We start from the raw sequence: 18,957 nt of genomic DNA, 5'->3' as shown, positions 1-18,957 counted from the left end.
ACCAAACATCGCCGCTTCATCAGGAATAGGGCATTCAAGCCTTGCACACTAAAAATGCTTGGAATTGTTTCCAAGCATTTTTCATGAAAATGGTAACCAATGACCATGGCATTACCGAACGTGTTTAATATGCTCGTAGTTGATGACCATAATCAGCATCGCGCCAAGTACACATGCTCCAGCAACGATAAATGGTATAGCTGGATTATATATTTCAGCCAGTTTCCCCGCAGCAAATGGGGCAATCGCACCACCAATGAAACGGAGGAAGCTATAAGCAGCTGATGCGGTTGAGCGTTCCACATCGGTTGCGTTCATCACCGCGGTGGTTATAAGTGTATTATTATTGCCAAGCATAGCCCCCGCAGCGATGACGGCTGTAATCACAAGCCATTGTGTATCATGCCAAACGCCCATAGCAAGTAAAGCTACCGCAAATAAGACGAGCATGACAGCCATTGGTCCGACCACACCGAACCGTTCCTGCAGACGTGGGGCCATCGCAACAGAAGTAATGGCGAGCAGTATCCCCCAGCCTAAAAAGACGATTCCAAGACCGTGTTCATCCAATCCTAGAATAAACGGAGCGAATGCCAATAAAGTAAAAAACCCATAATTATAAAATGCGGCCGCAATAGCAAATACCAAAAGTGACGGATGTTTTAACGCCCTGAATGGATCTTTTAACGAGGTTTTCGGTTTGGCTTCCTGTTTTTTCTCGGCTTTTGGCATTAAAGTCGTTAATCCTATAAATGCAATAACCATAAGTGTTGCCACACCAAGAAATGGCCCTCGCCAGGACATCGCGCCGAGCCAGCCGCCGAGCAGTGGACCGACGGAAATTCCCAGGCCAATGGCTGCTTCATACAAAATGACGGCTTTGACATTGCCGCTTTTGGAAAGCGTCACAATGGCGGTTAAAGCTGTTGCCACAAATAGCGCATTGCCGAGTCCCCAACCACCTCGCAGGGCGATAAGCGTCCATATATCATTGGAAAGACCTCCAAGGCCAGAAAACAACGCAATGATGACAATACCGGATAAAAGCGTGCCTTTTAAGCCAATTCGTGACGAGATGGTACCGGTAATAAGCATAGCCACTGCCATGATGGCATTATAGCTTGTGAATAGCAACGTTACCTGACTCGGTGCAGCATCGAGCTGCTTGGCAATGGCCGGCAGTATCGGATCAACAAGCCCCAACCCCATAAAGGCAATAATAGCAGCAAAAAATACGGCCCAGACCGATTTTGGCTGTTTTAAAATGTGGTTGTCTTTTTCCTGTAGCTCTTCTGTTATATCCAATGGTTTTTCTTGTTGCATATCAAAACTCCAATCTATTTACGAGGTATTTTATCCAATAAATGATTGTACCATACAACTAAGTAATTGCATAGTACAACTTTATATAACTTGCTCACAGATGAAATGAATTATAGGATAGTCGTGAGGTGGTAACATGGATGATGAATCCTTGGAATTAATTGAGCAAGAAATAAGTGTTTTTGTAAGACGTGTTACTTTGACAGAAAAGCGCTTTGGCAATCTGGAACGTTCCGCATATATCTTGCTGCGTGAACTTTATCATCACGGTCCGATTGGGGTGAAAAAACTGGCAGAACAGCTACATCTTGATATGTCAACGGTCAGTAGACAAGCTGCAGCACTCGTTCAATCCCAATATATTGAAAAAATCCCGAATCCGAATGATGGCAGATCGTACTTTTATCAAATTACGACATCAGGTATCAAGGAAATGGAAGAGTACAGGCAACAGCGTTATCGTTATTTAGCTTATATTTTGGAGGATTGGTCAGCTGAGGAGCAGGCTTATTTCGGAAAACTGCTGCAAAAATATAATGCCATCGTTCATGAAAAAACCGACTGGTAAAGTGGGTACGGGTGCAAATAATGGTGTGACAGACTTCTTTTCAGATAAAATACATGGTATGATAAGAAAAACGACGCGCAAGAAGGAGTGTACAACCATTGAAGAAATATTTCGTAATAGGCTTTGTTCTGGTGATGGTGTTTGTAAGTGCTTGTTCAAGCGGAGAAAATAACGATAAGCCGACAAACAAAGCAAATACGGGAGATGTCCGTGAAACGACCGCTTCAGTCAATGAGCTCCCTTCATTTTTGGATGCCAAGTCGGATGATATGAAAAACCTATATACGGCGGTAGCAAACAGTCAGGATTTACTGGAATCCATTCCTTGCTATTGCGGCTGTGGTGAATTTGGACATACAAGCAACTACGATTGCTTTATCAACCAAAACAAGGATGACGGATCGCTGGTTTGGGATGATCATGCAACGAAATGTCAGGCATGTCTGGATATAGCAGCCGAATCGGTCGTTGAGTGGAATAAAGGCAAATCCATAAAAGACATTCGGAAAATGATTGATGAAAAGTACCAGGAAGCCGACTATCCGGAGCCAACACCAACGCCGGAAATCTAAAAAAGAGCGAGCTTTCCATTCCGGGAGGCTCGCTTTTTAATTAGAGCCTTTCGTAGCTTTTTTCCGTATCATTGCTACGAACAACAATAGAACGGGGATAAGCACATGGACCAGTATGTCATAAAAGGGCCATGTCGTAGCCAATACATGAGCAACTTTTTGTAAATTTGGTGCCGACCAAATAGCAACAATCACTAATAAAAACCCAAGCGGGTACACAAGCTGCTTATAATCAGACAGGTTCAACCATTGCGCCGTACCGATCACAAGCACATAATGAAAGACGGCAATTTTGACAAATGTGCCAGCAACCCAAATCGCCATAACAATCGACTCCAGATGTTGAAGGAACTCGGCTATACTTATAAATCGGACAGCGCTCATGACTGGATAAACAAATGTGGATGTGATGTCGCCAAGTAACAAAAGTGAAAATAAATTAGATATTGCCAGCGTAACCATGACTGCGATCACCGATAACGACCCCCATTTCAACCCTTTCTCACCTTTGCCTAACGATGGCAATAAGAAAGCGATGAGAAAAAATTGCATAAACCAACTCGATGAAATAAACCCGCCCATTATAGAAGGACCTGGTCCATTTTCCATAACCGGCAGCATGTTTTTAGGTTTCAAATCCGGAATGAGCATGATCGCAATAAACAGAAACAAAACAATGACCAACGGGACGAATATTTGCGCACTTCTTGCCATCGCTTCTATTCCACCGCGAACCGCGAATACACAGACGAATGCCATGGTTCCGAGTAAAATAACCATTGGCGTCTCTATAAGAAAATTGCCCTTAACAAACTCGCCATATTCTCTTAAAGAAATGGCATTAAGATGTAAGTAATAGACGAGGAACAGGAATCCGATTAATTTTCCCGGGATTCGTCCGACGATTTTTTCACTGTACTGGATGATCGTTTGCTCTGGATAGGCTTTATTTAATCGATAGGCTATAAAGACGGTCAGAAAACCGGTGATCGCCCCCCATACGGGAGATATCCACATATCTTGTTTGGCAAATTTACCTATGACGGATGGCGCTATTAATACAGCAGTGGCCATGATTGTTGCATAAAGCAAAATGGCCATCTGCATTGCGCTGATTCTTACTTTGTCCATCAATTGGCTTCACCCTCTCCTATCCATACATTGTCCAGCAGCCGTTATTTCTCCAGCAGTTTTCCTAAAGGCTTGAAGATGCTATCGACTAATTGGGTGGGTCCCGGCATTTCAGGAAAATAAACGAGCAGAACGGCCAGAACGACGCTGCCTATCGTGAATACCGTAAACGCTTTTTTTTCCTTTTTCTGATCTTTGGTCATTTTCGGCCACTCATAGAGGGTTATAAGAATGGCAATGACAACAATCCCGAGAACCGTTAACCATTTCATTTCTGTTCCTCCTTATCTGGCGGTACACCTTGTGGCCCCGTTGATCGACCCGGTCTTCTTATCTTTGCGGTACTTTGGATGTTGATTTCTAATTCAGGGAATTTCTCTTCCCACTTATTTTTTGCTTTTTTCCATTGATTTGGATAGGTGCGGTGAAACGCCTCGGCAAAATTAAATACATCGGCCTCCATCCCTTTTTGCACTTTGTCAAGTGTCATTTCAATACGCTTATCGATTCTTTTTTCCAGTTGTTTTTCCAGTTTTTTAGTTACTTTTGGATCCATCATGTCCAGCTTGGTTTCATTCTCGGCAACATCATCTTCAGTCGTGATGTTAACGGTCATCGTCCATGTTCCGTTTTTGATTTTTGGTTTTAATTCCGTACTCGAACGCAGCAGTTTAAAGGAGATATAACCTTTAGCATCTTTCGGTTTAATGGTGACGGTGGATAATTGGATCTGATCAATGAGCCATAGTAGCCCTCTTGTTACCTTATCATCGATTTGTCCAACCAATTGATCTTTTTTGAAAATCGCCGTTCCATTGACACGTAACCCCTCGCCAAGCTTCCCTTTATTGACACTAATTCGTGGCAATGCCACATCTCCCGACTCGCTGGCCATTTGTTGCAGCAGATCCTTGATTGTTACATTCATTCCAATTTGGAGCTGGGCCAGCTCTCGTGCCACTTCTGCTGAATCCACCTCGAGGTTTGGTATCACTTTTAAAATTTTACTTGCTTTCCCATCGGTAAAGAATACATTTGCCCGAAGGCGAGGATTGGGAAACCGGGCAAAAAAATCGATATGCTTTCGAATGCCTGCTTCAGCCAACGATTTGCCAATAATGACAACACGGTTATGCCCTTCAAAAAGCTTCCGTGAGAATTGTTCCTGCAGTTTGGATCTGGCATCAAATATCGTTTTGCCAACAGCTGTCTCAACAGTTACGGGATTTCCGCCGCTTTGCCCGCCACCGCTGTTTCCTTGTCCACCTATGGCTTTCGGGTTAATGATTTGTACTGACAATTTAATATCGCCTTCATCTGTCTTATTGATTCCCATTCCTGAAACAATTGCCAAATCATTAACTTCCGCCCGGTCCCAGCAGCCTGAAAGAAAAATAGGGATCAAGCATAAGAGAAGCACATGTTTCCGATTTCCTGTCTTTCGTAAGAGTTTCATGATTTTCTCCTTTCAACGTTGCTGCTTTGCAGGGAAATCTTTTTCCGTGCCATAGCTGTCAGCAGCAATAGAATCGGAATGATCGTCAGGAAAAAAAGGACATAAAAAGGCCAAGTGGTGCTTGAGAAATGGGATAGCTTTTGCAAACTAGGAGCACTCCACATACTGACAATGATTACCAGAAAACCCATCGGAAACACAATCGGGCGATAGTCGGATAACTGCAGCCACTGAGCCATACCGACGACAATGGCGTAGAAGAAAACAGAAATTTTGATAAACATACCTGTGACCCATATGGCCATAACGACAGCTTCAACATGCTGCAGAAAATCGGCTACACTGATGTAACGTGCCGCATCCATAACCGGATAGGTAAACGAGGAGGTGATATTACCAAACAAAAGAAGCGCGAACACATTCGTTATGATCAACGTTATCATGATAAGCGCTGTTGACAGCATCGCCCATTTCAACCCCTTCTCTTTATGATGCAAGTAAGGCAGCAGAAAAGAGATAAGAAATAATTCATTAAACCATTGGGCAGGGATAAACGCCCCCTTGATCGATGGGGCCACGCCTTTACCCATAATAGGGGATACATTTTGTGGGTTTAACGAAGGAATTAATAACACAACGATAAACAGAAATAACACGATAAAGACAGGAACAAAAATCTGTGAGCTTCTTGCCACGACTTCCAGCCCGCCACGAACCGTTATGGCACAGACAAAGGCCATACTTGCAACAGTAACGATTAATGGTGTCTGCTGAAGAAAATTCCCAGTCACAAATTCCCCGTAATCCCGCAAATTCATACCATTCGTATGAATAAGGAAGAATAATAAACCGAAACCGATCAGCTTTCCAGGGACTGTACCTGCAATCGTTTCACTGTATTGCAGCATTGTTTGTTGCGGGAAGTAGCTGTGGAGGCGGTATGCGATAAAAACTGAAAAATAACCAAAAAGGGACGCCCAGATGGTTGACAGCCACATATCCTGTTTTGCAAATTCGCCTGTAGTAGCCGGCAAAACGAGAATGGCCGTCGCAACAACGGTTGGATAAAGTAAAACGGCCATTTGCAAAGCACTGATTCGTCCTTTTTCTATCATCTGCGTCCACCTCGTTTCTAAAAACGTTAGATTACTCTTTTCCCCGTATTGGACCCGGCTTTTGCCCGGAAGATTGACGATATTTATCATATTTTCCGGTCAGGCGTGGCCGTTTATTTAATTTCCACCAAGGCGAACGTACTAGTACATCCTTTATTTCACTGAAATGCATTGGAGCCATTGGACTCAGGTAAGGAACACCAAATGAGCGCAGTGTCGCCAAGTGCACGATAATTATAATTATTCCAAGCATGATGCCAAGTAATCCTAGGGTTCCGGAAAGGAAAATCATCGGAAAGCGCAGCATACGGATAGTAAAGGCTACTGAATAACGCGGAATGGTAAACGAGGCAATCCCCGTTATAGCCACAACGATAACCATTGGCGCGGAAACAATACCGGCTGAAACCGCCGCTTCGCCAATAACGAGCGCCCCCACAATACTCACCGCAGACCCTACCTGTTTAGGCAGTCGCACCCCTGCTTCCCGCAACGCTTCGAATGTTATTTCCATGATCAGTACTTCCACAAGTGCTGGAAATGGAACCTGTTCTCTCGATGCAGCCATACTGATTAACAGCGACGTTGGTATCATTTCCTGATGATAGGTGAGTACCGCTACATATAACGCTGGAAAAAGCAGTGACATAACAAGGAAAAGGTATCGAAGCCAACGAGTGGCCGTAGCCATTATGTAACGTCGGTAATAATCCTCATTCGACTGCAATAGCGAATAAAGCGTTGTCGGCACAACGAGTGAAAAAGGCGTCCCGTCAACCAATATCGAAACGCGGCCTTCAAGCAAATTGGCTGTTACCGTATCCGGCCGCTCCGTCGCCAATGTTTGCGGAAAAGGGGAGGATGGGTCATCTTCAATGAATTCTTCGATGACACCACTTTCCAGAACGCCATCGACGTCAATTCGATTCAATCGATTGGTCACTTCTTCGATTAACGTTTTGTCCACTAATCCCTCCACATAGGCAATGGAAACGCTTGTTTTGGTATAATGCCCTATTTCCATCGATTGCATTTTCAGTTTGGGACTTCTGATTTTGCGCCTTAACATCGATGTATTGACGGTTAAGGTTTCCACAAAGCCCTCTCGCGGCCCCCGTATCACTTTTTCGGCGTCCGGTGATTCCACCGAGCGCTTTTCCCATTTGGATAAACCTAAGGAAAATCCCGTTGAACTGTTGTCTGCTAGAACGACCGGCTTTCCGGCAGAAACAGCTTGGACACAGTCCGAGAATGTGGTGGCTTCGTTTGTATCGGCAACAGCTACCGTGTTTTTAATCAAGGTATCCACCTGCTGCTCCTGATCGCTGTCTGTTGCTTTCATGAGCGGTGAAAGCACACTGTCATCGATCTCCTCGGTATTGGATAACCCATCTATGTAAAGAAGAATAGCCTGATGCTTTCCACCAATGGTAAAAGGGTGCACGATGACATCGGAACAATTTTCATAAATCGATCGCAGCTGGTTTTCATTATCAGTTATATTGTTATAGAGCGGCTCCTGTTCCTGATTTGATTGTTTCAGGGTCGACTGCTTATTCTTTTTTTCCTTTTTACGCCATTTTCGCCACATACAATCACCCTCTCCAAAAACCGAAGAATATACTATTTTTGTAGTATGTGTGATGTTTGGAATTTTATTCTTAATTGTATAGGTGAAAGGGTGTAAGACGAACAAAAAACACCTTCGTCATTTGGAAGGTGTTTTAAGCTTATCCCTATTCATTTGTTTCAAAAGTCGTTTCTTGTAACGATATCCATTTGCGGCCATTTTGCTCGATTGCTTCAACAGGAAGTTGATAAAACTGTGATAGCGTGGGCTTGGACAATATATTTTCCGTGTTTCCTTGTTCAAAAACGGTCCCTTCCCGCAGCAATAACGTATGACTGAAGATCGGCATGATTTCCTCAATATGATGCGTAACGAAAATGATAGTAGGTGCATCCGATTGTTTTGCCAGCTGCTCAATGGAAGCAAGCAACTCTTCGCGTGCGATAAAGTCAAGGCCGTTGGTAGGCTCATCAAGAATGAGTAACGCCGGTGCGGCCATCAGACCACGGGCAATCAGAACTTTTTGCTTTTCTCCCTGTGAGCATGTTTGGTAAGACCGACCATATAGATTAGCGCACCCAATCTGTTCCATCACCTGATAAGCTCGTTCATAATCATCGTGTGTCGGCTCATCGTATAGTCCAAACGATGCAAATTTACCGCTGACTACCACTTGCTCGACACGATCAGTTCCAGTTCCCTTGATTCGTTCTTGCAGCGATGAACTGACCCAACCAATTGCTTTACGCAGCTCACGAATGTCCGTTTTTCCAAATGTCTGTCCGAGGACACGAACAGTTCCTGTCGTCGGCCAAATATAGCCATTTACCATATTCAAAAGTGTTGTCTTACCGGATCCGTTCAACCCGAGAATCGCCCAATGCTCGCCTTTGGAAACCCGCCAATTGATGGTATGTAAGATGGTTTCATCAGGTCTTTTCCATGAAACGTTTTCGAAATGGATCACGTTCGTCAAAGGGTATTCCTCCCCGTCTATTACTAGTCTTTCAGCTACTTTTGCTTATGTTGTTTCGCTTTTGTTTATTATAGCAAATGGCTACTATTCTGTAATCTTTATAGTCATTTTAGTGGACAAATAGTGATGTTTTGATGGTATTGATTATGTCTGAAAACGTACTAACTGTCATCACGGTACACGCCTTTAACCGCTTCGTACAATATGTCGACCCCGTTCATTAACGCATCATGATTAAAGGTCATATCCGGGTGGTGGAGGCCGGGTTTTAGGTCACATCCCAGGCCAAGCATGGTGGCTTTTAAGTCCGGGCGCTTAATCGTGTAAAAATGAAAATCGTCTCCACCCGGCGTGATGAGTGGCGCATCGACATGGGCCTCCCCGAGTACCCGGGCTGTGGCGTTTTCCATGATTTGAATGGCTTCGTCGTTAACGGCTGCTGCCGGGATGTATTCCATGTCCGTTATCGGGATTTCCACCCCATGGATACTTTCCATTGCCTGAAAAATATCTTTCACCTTACGCGTTAAATCATCCATCGTCTGATTATCCTGTGTGCGCATATCGACCGCAAACGAAGCATTACCTGGAATGATATTCGTATTTTTGCCCCCGGCGGTAATGTTGGTCATTTTTACCGAATGGGGGATACGCGGGTTCAGGTGAATATTGTTAAGCTGACTGACGATGGCCGATGCAACTTCAATTGCGTTGGCGTTCAAATGCGGACGGGCCGCATGAGCATCATGGCCGTTGATGTCAGCTATATACGTGGTGTTCGCCCCGTGGACAATGACCGGCGCTGCGTTATCCATCGTAGTTTCCTCGATCGGGCGGAGGTGGATGCCAAATAAATAATCGACATCATCGACCACGCCTTTTTCCACCATTTTGAGTGCGCCTTCTCCTTTTTCTTCGGCGGGCTGAAAAATGATCTTCAAGGCTACTTTATTTTTCAGCGCAGGATCGTCTGTTATTTTCGATACCAATCCAAGTACCATCGCCATATGCGCATCATGCCCGCAGGAGTGGTTGGCCTGGAATGTCCCGTTCACTTCTTGCCACAGCGCATCCATGTCGGCGCGGATAGCTACGACAGGCAGGTTGCTGTCAAAATGGCCGTATTCGCCGACAACGCCTGTGCAGTCCGAAAACGTCGTCACGGTACACCCGTATTCCTTCAAAATGGATGCGATATACGCCGTTGTTCCTGTTTCTTCCCAGCTAATTTCGGCATGCTGGTGCAAATGGTGAAACGCGTCTGCCACACGATTCTCAAGTTTTGTCATTATTTCACCGCCTTTACCAATTTCATACATCACGACTGAAAATGGTCACTCTACCGTTGATACGTGACCGCATATGTTCCAGCGTTGTCTTGAATAGACACCCCACGATAGCCGGCTTCCAGTAAATGCTGTTGGGTTTCCGTCTTACCCATGTCAACGGTTCTTACGTCATTCGTGGAAGGCTTGTCATCCGATAAAAAATCTCGGAAAAGCACATAGCGCATTTTCCCGTTGTATGTTTCGATGAGCGCAACGATTTCCATTCCGAGCGCGAGCTTATCCTTCAGACTGGCGATATTGAACGGGGCAACCGTTGTCGCCACATACCGGAAGCATTCTCTATCAACATTCGCCATGACCAGGTTGCCCATATATCGCTGCAGCCCATTGCCGCGATAATCAGGGTGGACGACCGAAATTTCGGAATGGATCAGCTTTGTAAAATCTTCTTCCTTGAGTCCAATCTCCATCCCGAGATGCTCCGGATGCTCGACCCCAGGCACCATCATGGCCCGAAACGCAATCAAGTCTTGGTTGACGAACGTTCCAATCATAAACCCGTTCCCCGATAAAATAGATTCAAATTCCTCTGTTGTAAGCGGTTGAAGGTATTCAGAATGGTCCAATGATGCTTTTACAAAGGCTTGCAGTCGCTGAATGTCCGCAAGATCAGTCATGACGAGCTTGTGGACATGAAATGGCTCGCCGGTTGTCTTCAGTTCACCTTTGGCAAGGACGGATGTTTCCATCATGGTGTAACCTCCTCTGAATAAAGGGTTAAATCGTGGAGGATGCGTTCATCAACATCCACGCCAAGTCCCGGCTGTTCATTCAATTGGATAAATGGCACGTCATAATGCAGATTGCCGATATCCCGGGAAAACTTAAGTGGACCGGTGAGCTCGACACTTGTTATCATTTTTTTGGAAAAAGCCACATGAAATCCTGCTGCTGAACCAATTGATGACTCCACCATGGAGCCGACTTGGCAGTCCATACCAGCCATTTCAGCCATAGCTGCTAGTTTGGCAGCCGGATACAAGCCGCCGCATTTCATTAGCTTAATATTCACTTTCTCGGCAGCCCGTTTGGCAATAATTTCTCGCATCTCCTTGAAACCAGTGAGTGCTTCATCGGCCATAACCGGTACCGTAGCCTTATCTTTTACTTCGGCAAGGGCATCAATATCAGATGCTGTTACCGGTTGTTCCAGCCAGTCAAGGGATACGTTGTGTAAATCATTTAGTGCCTGTAATGTGGTAGCAGCTGATTGCCACCCCTGATTGACATCAACGCGAATCTGAGCGCGGTCGCCAACACGTTCGGAGATGGCTTTAATCCGGTCGACATCATCCTGTTTATCGTAGCCCACTTTCAGTTTAAACGATGTATAGCCCTTGGCAACATGATTCTCCGCCTTGTCGGCCATATTTTCCGGCGTATCAATGCTGAGTACATGGGTAATAGGAAACGTGTCATGGAAGCGGCCGCCAAGCAGGGCATAAGCGGGTACACCAAGCGCTTTTCCGGCAATATCGAAACATGCGATATCCAGTGCAGCTTTCGCGGTCGGGGCGCCAAGAATTGCCCGGTCCATCGTGTCGTGCAGTGCTTCCAAATTCAGTGGATTTTCACCAATGAGATGGGGGGCAAGCGTCTTTGTGATTACATGATAAACACTTTCGACCGATTCACCTGTCACATGTTCATCCGCAACGCCTTCCCCGTAGCCCGTCCAGCCATCGTCTGTCGTCACTTTTACAATGACCGACGGCATCTTGTCGTAGGAAACATAACTGATTGTGAATGGTTCGATTAATGGTAGTTCAATGACAAAAGCCTCAATGGTTGTTATTTTCATAGAAATCTCCTTTTGTGTTTGGTATATTTCTTTTTTCTTTTATCTAGTCTATCAGATGACGGTACATTAAGTATGAAAATACATCGGATTGCATTGATTTTCCTGCAAAATACGAAAATTGTCAATTGAATTTGAATGGAGAGGGGGGGAGTGTTTCGATTTTTGAAGGCGGTCAGGAACGTAATGGGTGCCAGATCCAAGACTTTGATGCAATGGGTGAAAGGGTAAACAAATTGCAGGACAGTATGGATCTGCTTGCCAGGAAAACTTCGAAAACGAAACCGAAATATACAGAATCAAAAAGGCAATCGGTCAGCAATGAAATGAACGCAGTCCAAATGGAGTGTTTTTTATTTAGTGGCCCGCGGGAAAATCCCCGCAAGAGAAAGACGTGCGTTTATGCCAGTCTGATCCCATTTCTAATCAGGCACGCCGAAATTATATATGCCAGGCACCCAGACCATTCTCGGACGTTTTGAGCGCTCCCACCTGTTTAAAAGAATATGCAGAAAATGTCGTGGCTATATAAGGGTGAATCTATGTCATCATAAATTCAGTGTAGTAAGGCTTTCATGGGTGGTGGCTCACTCCCTTTTCATCTATACAGAAAGGGGGTGATGCTAATAACAGTGTACGAGTCATTGATTGTAATGATATCGTTTGCGGCTCTTGTAGTTGCCATTCTGTCAGAAAAGAAATAACCACCCTGTAGGGCCTAGCAGGCATTCAGGGTGATCATCTTTACTCTAATGTGAGTCGCCCCCTTGAAGGGCTGTTACATATCTATTTATATTATACATCATTTGTTGGAATAATAAAATTAAAATGTCTGTGACTACTCCAATGACTGGGAATAGAATATGTGTGTTATTTTTCGCATGTGTATCTACAAAATAAAGGAGTCCCAAACAAGGTTTAAGACTCCAATTCCTATTATCCTGTAATCTCTATATTTTCCTTGTCATCTGCTGTGATTAACCCTTTTTCAATATTGAAATCAATAGCTTCCTGAACGTACTTCTCTGTGTTATTGCTGGTCCGGTTGTAGCCGAGCTGCTTGGATATCTCGCGCATCAGATCGGCTTTTGGCAGGCGAAGTGCCGTTTTTGTGATGCCCAGGACGCCATTAGCATATTCAATCTTACTGATATCCTGTAAAGCTCTGCGCTCATGTTTCGTCACTCGAAAGTCACAGTAGGTTTCGAATTGCTCTTCATCTAGCCAAATGAATTTTCCTTTTTCTTCTGTTGTTTCGTAAAATCCTGAATTGGTTAGGGCATTTTGGATAACTCTTTCCAACTTGGTACCGCTTCTTGAGAATCCCCAGGCATTGATAATTAGTTTGGTTAATCTGGAAAAGCTGACCGGTGCTTCTTGATGGATGACTTGCTTGATTTGTTCCCGGATGATCGGTGTGGCCTCATACGTGTAGAAGTCGTCATTTAGCCTGTGAACGTCTTCTAACACAGCTGGTTCATAAAAGGTTTCTTTCTGTTTGGCTTCTTCCGGTAGGGCAAGCTCGTCAATTTTTGCACGGATAGATTCCTGTTCTTTTTTAGGTGGCGTCTCCGGTTTACTGGCCGCCTTTGCTTGATTTTCAATAGTCTCAAGCTGGGCTATCAATTCCGTTATTTGTTTTTCTTCGTTGTGCCACCATTCCACTGACCAGATTTTAATAATATGCCAGCCTAATCTGCTAAGCATAAGATCTCCCAATTTATTGCGGTCACGCGTTGTGGTGCGGCTTGCGTATCGGTGGCCATCCAGCTGAATGGCGGCAAGGTATTGTCGGTTGTTCCCTTTATCAACGACTGCCAGGTCAACTTTGAAGGCACTGTTTCCAACGTTTGTTTCCACCTCATACCCGTGCTTCTGTAGTGCTGTCTGTATTTTTGGAATGATGACGTTGGAATTTACTTGTTTGCTATTTGGCCGGTTTTCCATGGTTAATGCCAGATTGCCTTTTTTCGCGAATTCCATAAATGCTTTCAGGCTATGCACGCCTTCCGCTTTGGTCCGTGATAGATTGATCTGATCCGGTTCCATGGAAGCAACAATCATCATTTCTTTTTTGGCACGGGAAACGGCCACATTCAGGCGACGCCAGCCTCCTTCACGATTCAACGGTCCGAAATTCAGAGTCATATGCCCGGTTTGATCAGGGCCGTATCCAACAGAAAAGAGAATAACATCCCGTTCATCACCTTGAACATTTTCCAGGTTTTTAACGAAGACAGGTTCCTCGACTTCATCGGTAAAATATTTCTCCAGAGAGGCGTCCTGTTTAAGCCGCTCATCAATCATATCTTCAATCAATGTTTGTTGCGGCTGACTGAATGTAACGACACCAATGCTTTGATGCTGTTTTTCCGGGTCCGCCAGTCGTTTAAAAATTTCATTGACAATCGCTTCTGCTTCCATTTTGTTTTGTTTCGTTTTTCCGCGATCATATACACCACCCACATTTCGGAAGGATACCCGTGAATGAATATCATCGATCGATGGGAAGGTGACAAGTTTGTTTTCGTAAAATTGATTGTTGGAAAACGAAATGAGACTTTCATGTTCACTTCGGTAATGCCACCTTAAATGTTTTTGCGGCAGCCGTATCGCCAGACTATCATCTAGAACACTTTCCAAGTCCTGCAGGTCAAAATTATCCTCTTCCTGTTTGGTGCCAAAAAAGTCAGTTGGCGGCAATTGTTTCGGATCGCCAACAATAATGACGTTTTTCCCTCGTCCCATCGCCCCGATTGCTTCACTGGTCGGAAGCTGTGATGCTTCATCAAATATAATCAGATCAAATCTCGGAAATGATGGGTCAAGATATTGGGCAACGGACAAAGGACTCATCAGCATGCACGGTTTGATTTTAGGCAACAGGTTTTTAATTCGGTCAAATAACTGGCGAATGGCAATACCTCGCCCTTTGCTGCGAATAGCCTTGGCCAAGATGCCGGGTTCGGAACTTTCGATGGCATTGTTCAGCAAATCAGGGACACGATCCATTAATTTCACATAGACTTCTAACCTAGTCAGTTCACTGATTTCATCATCAAGGTTGTAAAAGTTGTCGAGTTTATTCTCGAAGCTTGCTTTCGAAAACTGGGCCAAACGTTCACGATTTGAAATTTCTTCATCAATCCGGATACGGTAAAATCCATATAAATAGGAAGGGAGAAGTTCGTGATCGTCCAGTTCCCCTGCCAAGTAAGGCTTGGTCACATGGTGTAATCCGAATGATTCTGCTTCCTGGATGGCGCTTGCCAGCTGACAGTTATCTTTCAGCTGTGGCAATGCATTCAACAAGTTGGCAGCTTTGTTTTTGACGTTGTTTGCCCAGTCCGGCTGTTCAGGTTCATGTAAACCCTCGGCAGCTAATTCTTTCTCAACGGTTTCCCAGTGTTTCATGATGGCTTCATAACCCGCTGTATACGCGTTCATATGCTGTTGCATCTGAGACGTTGTCAGCTGCTGCTTGTTGTCCTGCAGCTGTTGCGCCATAGTTGCCAGCGTATCCTGTGACGGCTGTAATGCTTCGATAGCCGACCGGACGTCGCGCATCCATTGGACGGCAACTTCCATGTCGTCCCACATACCAGCACCGTCATTCCATAAGGCGGGGAAATATTCTTTCATGCGATCATCATGTTGCTGCAAAAATGCTTGTTTCTCCTGTATCCCGCGAACGCTGGTAATGATGGATTCCAGTTCATTTGTCTCGATTTTATCTTTTGTTTTCAAGTATTTCTTCAGTTCTTTTTTGATTTTCCCTTTATCCAGTTTTTCCTTTATAAACCAGCTGTTTTCGGCGAGTCGTAAATCCTGCAACATGGTTTCGGTATCAATTGTTAAAGCAGCTTTGTCGAAACGTTCCTTTATTTTGTCGGCTGCTTCATCGTGCTGTCTGCCAGTGCTGACCACATCATGAATTTTTGACTGAAGCTGGTCGAAATGTTCTTTGCCGATAAGGGTTAAATTGGCGTCTGGCATGTTCGTTAGATAAGGGATTAGCTTATCAATAAATGTGTACCATTGGTGATTTCGGCTGTCATGTGACAATCCAAGCGCACGAAAAGCCTCCTCTAATGGCTGAAGCTTTTCCGCAGCAGGTGCAATGCCCTCCAATTCCGCTTTGACTGTATCCTGCAGACTCAAGGAATAATTAGTTTGTTTGATCCCAATCCATGGGTTAGCTGCCACACTGCCACATGTTTCCCCGATAACAGCAATGTTTTCAATCAGCTGCCTGACGCGTTTTAGTTTTACTTCATCGACTTTCATGACCTTATCTCGCTCAAATTCGATCATGATCTGTGGCTCCGTCAAGTCGGAATAGGTTTCAATCATCTCAAAAATACTCTGGCCAAGCGATGTTGACTGATGAAGTTCATCGACATATTGATTCAATTCTTTCTTTAGTGCTTTGATTTCCTCAAACTTGTTATCCCAGTCTGTCCCCTTCACTTTACGCTGGGCCTCGAAGGATGTCTCCAGCTGATTAAGGATATCTTTTTTCTGTCCTTTATTCGAGTAAACCTCCAGGCAAAAATCACCTAGGCCAATTGATGCCAGCCGGTTTTGTACGACATTCAATGCAGCCATTTTTTCGGCAACAAACAGAACACTTTTTCCAGTTGCAAGTGCATGGGAAATCATGTTTGTAATGGTTTGTGACTTCCCTGAACCAGGGGGACCATGCAACACAAAACTTTGGTCCTCACCAGTTGCCAGAACCGCCTCTGTCTGGGTACTGTCTGAACTTAATGGTGCATAAACCTTTGCTTCTTCATCCTCTTTTGCAGTCAGTGAATCGGTGAATGAAGCCTGACATTCCCAAGTATACGTTCCTTCCATTAAGCTGTTCACGACTTTATTTTCTTTTAATTCCTCTGCATGGTTCACAAGGTCATTCCACATGACAAACTTGGAAAAGGAGAATACACCAATACTAGCATTCTCATAAACGTCCCAATTCGTCATTTGCATAATGATCCGGCGCATCGTCGTTAGAACTTTCCTGACATCAGCACCATAATCGTCTTCCGGAATGTTGTATAATCGCGATGCATCAATCCCAAACGTTTGCTTCAGGTATTCAATTAGGGAGATGTTGATTTGAATCTCTTCGTCCCGCGCCCTGATATAATAGCCTTTTTTCGCAGACATCCGTACCAGATCGACAGGCAGGAGCAGAATTGGTGCAAAGCGTTCTTGGGAATAGGACTTCGGATCATACCATTTCAAAAATCCAAGCGCGATAAACAGCGAATTGGCGCCGGTTTCTTCCAGCGTATTTTTGGCTTTCCGGTACAGTTTCACGAGTTCCTTTTCCAATTTTGTCTCTGTCAGGATTGAACGCAACCGGTTATGTTTCATATCATCTGCTAATATGTTGCTGGTCAGAAGTTCCTTTTGATCTCGGAAATCCCGGACCTTATGCTGCCACTCGTTCGGGAGCGGCTGTATAAACACTTTCTCGCCCATGGACAGAATATCCTCAATCTGATCAAGACCGGATGTGACAACCGGAATGCCCTGTGTATGAATGCGATAGTTTAAAAGACTATTACGAAGGCTCATATCAATTAACTTATTTTGCCAATAATTGATTTTACTCTCCTGCTGATTGAATTCTTCCGTCGATGTCTCATGTTCAGGGATAATCTCCACTTTCTCGAAATCAAAGTTATCATTGATTCGGACAGGTTCTTCCGGCTGGACAGCAGCCTGAATCTTTGCCCCGGCGTTTGCTTGAATGGACAGTGGTTTAATTTGGCCAATCCGGCTTCGGTGGACATCGATGAAAAATTGGAAGTAGTCCGGTTTGTTCAACGTACTTTCCGCGGAATGCACCGCACTGTTAAAATTGGATCTTTCATTGGTTAATAAAGTGGATTCCACCACGACAATCTCATTAATACCACCTGCCATATTTTTGCTGAGCAGACTTTTATCATCTTGAAAACTTTCTGGCGATGCAAAATCGTTCAGCCAAAAAGCAGGATAGGCATGATCTCGGAAAAATACGACGATAGGGTGGATGCCGATTGCCTCCGCACAAGCAGCATACAATAACGTTAAATCTAGACACGTCCCCAGCCGTTGTTCTTTAATGACATCAGGGAAGCGGATTTTCTGTCCATCTGCTTCAAAGCTTGCAGGCGGATTGGCATATGTTATCCCATAGGACTGAATAGCCGAAAAAATAGCAGACAACTGTGCAATAACCCGATTTGGATCACCACTTTGGTAGCCATCCATCGCATTCGAATCCGTGTTTTTCTGCATGATCCGGGATGCTTGTTTGATAATCTCCATCACAAATGGCCGGTTTGGTGTAATAAAACTGGAAATGATCTCCGGCAGTACCGTAGATCCGGGCCAGGAATCAAAGGAGAGAATGTCAACGGGTAAATTTATATGATACAGTTCATCCTCACCAGTTGTAACTTTTATTCCAACATTTCCTGTCATGCTTTCTTCCAAATTACTGAGAAAATCGGCTGATAGCTGTATGTCAGGATGGAGTTTCACAACTTCTCCGGGGTCCAGTTCTTCAAGGTGTATCGTTTTGGGTTCAAAGAAAGAAGGATTAGACGTTATCTCAATGTCAAGGTTTGCAAGTTTATCAGCACATTCATTTTCAATGGACAAATACTTCATAAATGGAACATGATTCTGCTGCAAAGCAAAACTTACCTTGTCATCATATTCGTAATCACAGGTTATGGATGGTTCCATGGTTATACCCCCTTTTGCGCCACTTTTATTCTATTGGGTCTTATTGACTATTATACCAGCGAATGAACACCATTTGCGTAGAAAATTGTTGGAAAGTGGTTGGGTGGGCAAAAAGGTGTGTACCAAGTACCAATTATATAAAATCTTTCCTCATGACACGTTTTCCCTACTACATACGATTATAATGATGAACCCCTCTATGTATACAATCGAAAAAAGGTGATAAGAGGTGTTACCCAGCTTGATTCGAGGGGGCTGGAAGCGGGAAAACATGGCAAACAGTGCCTGGCAGAGCGACCGGGCTTAGGTCGTAACATATAGTGGGTGGGATGCCCGCCGAGTAAGAGTTAGC

General features: G+C 44.4%; 14 protein-coding genes. 3 read left to right on the top strand and 11 right to left on the bottom strand.

Annotated elements, in window-relative coordinates:
• Positions 1-111 precede the first annotated feature (111 nt).
• Positions 112-1,323 (bottom strand): MFS transporter, encoded by a 1,212-nt coding sequence (locus ABDZ72_RS03140; RefSeq protein ID WP_343751090.1) that lies wholly within the window; start codon positions 1,321-1,323, stop codon positions 112-114.
• A 136-nt stretch (positions 1,324-1,459) separates the two neighbouring features.
• On the opposite strand from ABDZ72_RS03140, the gene ABDZ72_RS03135 reads away from it, so the two are divergent.
• Both ABDZ72_RS03135 and ABDZ72_RS03130 read left to right on the top strand, forming a co-directional pair.
• Positions 1,460-1,891 carry a MarR family winged helix-turn-helix transcriptional regulator gene (locus ABDZ72_RS03135; RefSeq protein ID WP_343751089.1) on the top strand — a complete coding sequence of 144 codons (432 nt, stop codon included), beginning with the start codon at positions 1,460-1,462 and terminating at the stop codon, positions 1,889-1,891.
• 134 nt (positions 1,892-2,025) lie between these two features.
• Positions 2,026-2,463: a PCYCGC motif-containing (lipo)protein gene (locus ABDZ72_RS03130; RefSeq protein WP_425542341.1), complete on the top strand. Its 438-nt coding sequence runs from the start codon at positions 2,026-2,028 to the stop codon at positions 2,461-2,463.
• A 36-nt stretch (positions 2,464-2,499) separates the two neighbouring features.
• Here ABDZ72_RS03130 and ABDZ72_RS03125 read toward each other — a convergent pair whose 3' ends face one another.
• The 9 genes from ABDZ72_RS03125 to ABDZ72_RS03085 form a co-directional block, all read right to left on the bottom strand.
• Complete coding sequence (locus ABDZ72_RS03125; RefSeq protein ID WP_343751087.1) at positions 2,500-3,594, bottom strand: GerAB/ArcD/ProY family transporter; 1,095 nt, start codon at positions 3,592-3,594, stop codon at positions 2,500-2,502.
• 44 nt (positions 3,595-3,638) lie between these two features.
• On the bottom strand, positions 3,639-3,866 hold the full coding sequence (locus ABDZ72_RS03120; RefSeq protein WP_343751086.1) for a hypothetical protein: 228 nt from the start codon (positions 3,864-3,866) through the stop codon (positions 3,639-3,641).
• Positions 3,863-5,050: a Ger(x)C family spore germination protein gene (locus ABDZ72_RS03115; protein WP_343751085.1), complete on the bottom strand. Its 1,188-nt coding sequence runs from the start codon at positions 5,048-5,050 to the stop codon at positions 3,863-3,865. The genes ABDZ72_RS03120 and ABDZ72_RS03115 overlap by 4 nt, the downstream gene beginning before the upstream one ends.
• The gene (locus ABDZ72_RS03110; protein ID WP_343751084.1) at positions 5,047-6,165 is read right to left on the bottom strand and encodes a GerAB/ArcD/ProY family transporter; all 1,119 of its coding nucleotides are present in this window, start codon (positions 6,163-6,165) and stop codon (positions 5,047-5,049) included. The genes ABDZ72_RS03115 and ABDZ72_RS03110 overlap by 4 nt, the downstream gene beginning before the upstream one ends.
• Before the next feature lie 31 nt (positions 6,166-6,196).
• A complete protein-coding gene (locus tag ABDZ72_RS03105; RefSeq protein WP_343751083.1) occupies positions 6,197-7,756 on the bottom strand; it encodes a spore germination protein in 1,560 nt (519 codons plus the stop codon).
• 145 nt (positions 7,757-7,901) lie between these two features.
• Positions 7,902-8,711 (bottom strand): ABC transporter ATP-binding protein, encoded by an 810-nt coding sequence (locus ABDZ72_RS03100; RefSeq protein WP_343751082.1) that lies wholly within the window; start codon positions 8,709-8,711, stop codon positions 7,902-7,904.
• A gap of 161 nt (positions 8,712-8,872) precedes the next feature.
• Entirely contained in the window at positions 8,873-10,000 is a 1,128-nt protein-coding gene (locus ABDZ72_RS03095) for a M20 peptidase aminoacylase family protein (RefSeq protein ID WP_343751080.1), read from the bottom strand.
• 50 nt (positions 10,001-10,050) lie between these two features.
• Entirely contained in the window at positions 10,051-10,752 is a 702-nt protein-coding gene (locus ABDZ72_RS03090) for an N-acetyltransferase (protein WP_343751079.1), read from the bottom strand.
• Positions 10,749-11,861: a mandelate racemase/muconate lactonizing enzyme family protein gene (locus ABDZ72_RS03085; RefSeq protein ID WP_343751078.1), complete on the bottom strand. Its 1,113-nt coding sequence runs from the start codon at positions 11,859-11,861 to the stop codon at positions 10,749-10,751. Before ABDZ72_RS03085 ends, ABDZ72_RS03090 begins: the two co-directional genes overlap by 4 nt.
• A 572-nt stretch (positions 11,862-12,433) precedes the next feature.
• Between ABDZ72_RS03085 and ABDZ72_RS14470 the strand changes: the two genes are divergently transcribed.
• On the top strand, positions 12,434-12,562 hold the full coding sequence (locus ABDZ72_RS14470; RefSeq protein WP_486191226.1) for a putative holin-like toxin: 129 nt from the start codon (positions 12,434-12,436) through the stop codon (positions 12,560-12,562).
• Positions 12,563-12,794: 232 nt separating this feature from the next.
• Here ABDZ72_RS14470 and ABDZ72_RS03080 read toward each other — a convergent pair whose 3' ends face one another.
• The gene (locus tag ABDZ72_RS03080) at positions 12,795-18,605 is read right to left on the bottom strand and encodes an anti-phage protein ProA (protein WP_343751077.1); all 5,811 of its coding nucleotides are present in this window, start codon (positions 18,603-18,605) and stop codon (positions 12,795-12,797) included.
• Between the last annotated feature and the right edge of the window lie 352 nt (positions 18,606-18,957).

Source organism: Lentibacillus halophilus, from assembly GCF_039522485.1.
Classification (GTDB): domain Bacteria; phylum Bacillota; class Bacilli; order Bacillales; family Amphibacillaceae; genus Lentibacillus; species Lentibacillus halophilus.
The sequence above is the reverse complement of the archived record's forward strand: the minus strand, read 5'-3'. Positions and strand labels throughout refer to the sequence as shown.